The following is a 2,764-nucleotide window of genomic DNA, read 5'->3' on the forward strand; positions in this document are numbered from 1 at the left end:
CGCCTGCGCTCGATCTGAAGCCCAGCATCTTCACGCGGCACGACTACAGGAAGTGCCCCGCGGCGCCGGCGGCCGGCGAGGGGCCGGACGCCCGCATGTGCCTCGGCGTCGCCAATGTGCCGGTGGTCTGGAGCTCCGACGGCGCCTCCGCGGCGTTGTGGTTCGGGCGCAAGCCCCTCAAGGAGTCCCTCAATCTCGGCACCGTGTTCCGGCCCGAGCCGAGCGTCGAATGGCGCGCGACCGAGCAGTCGCAGGGCCGCCCGGTCGCGGCCATCGTGCGCTACCGGGTCGGCGAGCGCGCGGGCGCGCTCTCGGGCAGCCGGGTCGTGGTCTACCGGCTGGAGCCCTCCGGCGCGGGCTGCGTGATGGCGGTGCTGCCGTCGGGAGACGCGAAGAAAGCGCGTGCGCTGGCGGACGAAACGGCGAATTCTTTCCGCTGCGGAAGCAGTCGACGGGTCGCCGGATAAGCCTTTCTTCCAACTCCGAAGGTCGTCTTGCGCTGTTCCGACCCGGGTCCCATTAACCAGCGACATTCGCGGCCGCCGCGACGGCCCGCCGATCAGGGAGACTTCCATGGCAGACACCGATGTCGTCATCGTTGGGGCCGCGCGCACCCCGGTCGGCGCCTTCAACGGCGGCCTGTCCTCGCTGCCGGCGCACGAGCTCGGCAAGGTGGCGATCCTCGCCGCGCTGGAGCGCGCGGGCGTCGAGGCCGGCGAGGTGTCCGAGACGATCCTCGGGCAGGTGCTGACCGCCGCGCAGGGCCAGAACCCCGCGCGCCAGGCGTCGATCGCGGCCGGCATCCCGATCGGGGCGCCGGCGTGGGGCGTCAATCAGGTGTGCGGCTCGGGCCTGCGCGCGGTGGCGCTCGCCGCCCAGGCGATCCGCAACGGCGACAGCGAGATCGTGGTCGCCGGCGGCCAGGAGAGCATGAGCCAGTCGGCGCACGCGGCGCACATGCGCTCGGGCACCAAGATGGGCGACATCAAGTTCATCGACACGATGATCAAGGACGGCCTGTGGGACGCCTTCAACGGCTACCACATGGGCAATACCGCCGAGAACGTCGCCGAGAAGTGGCAGATCACCCGCGAGCAGCAGGACCAGTTCGCCGTGGCCTCCCAGAACAAGGCCGAGGCCGCGCAGAAGGCCGGCCGCTTCAAGGACGAGATCGCCCCGGTGACGATCTCGGGCAAGAAGGGCGACACGGTCGTCGACGCCGACGAGTACATCCGCCACGGAGCGACGCTCGACTCGGTCGCCAAGCTCCGCCCGGCCTTCTCCAAGGACGGCACGGTCACGGCCGGCAACGCCTCCGGCATCAATGACGGCGCGGCGGCCCTGGTGGTGACGTCGGCGTCGCGGGCGTCCTCGAAGGGCCTGAAGCCGCTCGCGCGCGTCGTCAGCTGGGCGCAGGCGGGCGTCGATCCGGCCGTCATGGGCTCCGGCCCGATCCCGGCCTCGCGCCGCGCGCTCGAAAAGGCCGGCTGGTCGATCGCCGATCTCGACCTGATCGAGGCCAACGAGGCGTTCGCCGCCCAGGCCTGCGCGGTCAACAAGGACCTCGGCTGGGACACCGACAAGGTCAACGTCAATGGCGGCGCGATCGCGATCGGGCACCCGATCGGGGCCTCGGGGGCGCGCGTCCTCACCACGCTGATCTACGAGATGATCCGTCGCGACGCCAAGAAGGGCCTCGCGACGCTGTGCATCGGCGGCGGCATGGGCATCGCCATGTGCGTCGCGCGGGACTGACGACCTAAGGTCCCGGAACTTCACGCTTGGACGGCAGGCAGGGCGGGGGCGCGGCTCCCGCTCAGGGGCGGCTTGCGCCCTGATTTCCACGGGAGGACGACATGGCGCGCACCGCGCTCGTGACTGGCGGAACTCGCGGCATCGGCGAGGCGATCTCGATCGCCCTGAAGAAGGCCGGCTACAACGTCGCCGCCACCTACGCCGGCAATGACGACAAGGCCGAGGCCTTCAAGGCCGACCACGGGGTCGCGGTGTTCAAGTGGGACGTGGGCGATCCGGAAGCCTGCACGGCCGGCGTCGCCAAGGTCGAGGCCGAGATCGGGCCCATCGACATCCTGGTGAACAACGCCGGCATCACCCGCGACGGCATGTTCCACAAGATGACCTTCGACCAGTGGCGCGACGTCATGCGCACCAACCTGGACTCGATGTTCACGATGACCAAGCCGGTGATCGACGGCATGCGCGAGCGCGGCTTCGGCCGCATCATCAACATCACCTCGATCAACGGCCAGAAGGGCCAGATGGGCCAGGCCAACTACTCCGCCGCCAAGGCCGGCGTGATCGGCTTCACCAAGGCGCTCGCGCAGGAGAACGCCAAGAAGGGCATCACGGTGAACGCCATCGCGCCCGGCTATATCGCGACCGAGATGGTGATGGCGGTGCCGGAGAAGGTGCGCGAGTCGATCGTCGCCACCATCCCGGTCGGGCGGCTCGGCGAATCCGACGAGATCGCCGACGCGGTGGTCTATCTCGCGGGCGACAAGGCCGGCTTCGTGACGGGCTCCACGCTCACGATCAACGGCGGCCAGTACATCGCCTGACGCGCGGCCGCGCGACATCCGCGCCTCGTGACGGCGACGACATGGCGGGCTAGGACCCCGCCATGTCGTCCGCCCGCGCCACCTCCATCGGCCTGATCGCGATCGGCCTCTGGTCGACGCTCGCCCTGCTCACCGCCGCCACGGGGGCGACGCCGCCCTTCCTGGTGACGACGCCGTCGCCGGGG

3 protein-coding genes are annotated in these 2,764 nt (G+C 70.3%); all 3 read left to right on the top strand.

What is annotated here, in order from left to right:
* Window positions 1–467, top strand: a 467-nt coding sequence (locus tag ACIKT0_RS16515) for a hypothetical protein (RefSeq protein ID WP_407106473.1), incomplete at its 5' end; no start/stop codon positions are given.
* A 106-nt stretch (window positions 468–573) separates the two neighbouring features.
* Entirely contained in the window at window positions 574–1,755 is a 1,182-nt protein-coding gene (locus ACIKT0_RS16520; RefSeq protein ID WP_407106474.1) for an acetyl-CoA C-acetyltransferase, read from the top strand.
* A gap of 101 nt (window positions 1,756–1,856) precedes the next feature.
* A complete protein-coding gene (phbB, locus tag ACIKT0_RS16525; RefSeq protein WP_407106475.1) occupies window positions 1,857–2,579 on the top strand; it encodes an acetoacetyl-CoA reductase in 723 nt (240 codons plus the stop codon).
* The last annotated feature ends 185 nt before the right edge of the window (window positions 2,580–2,764 follow it).

The organism is Hansschlegelia beijingensis (assembly GCF_045505405.1).
GTDB classification, from domain to species: Bacteria; Pseudomonadota; Alphaproteobacteria; order Rhizobiales; family Methylopilaceae; genus Methylopila; species Methylopila beijingensis_A.

Coding starts and splice junctions, on each gene's coding strand:
- phbB (WP_407106475.1), top strand. CDS start 1,857: ATGGCGCGCACCGCGCTCGTGACTGGCGGAACTCGCGGCATCGGCGAG.
- ACIKT0_RS16520 (WP_407106474.1), top strand. CDS start 574: ATGGCAGACACCGATGTCGTCATCGTTGGGGCCGCGCGCACCCCGGTC.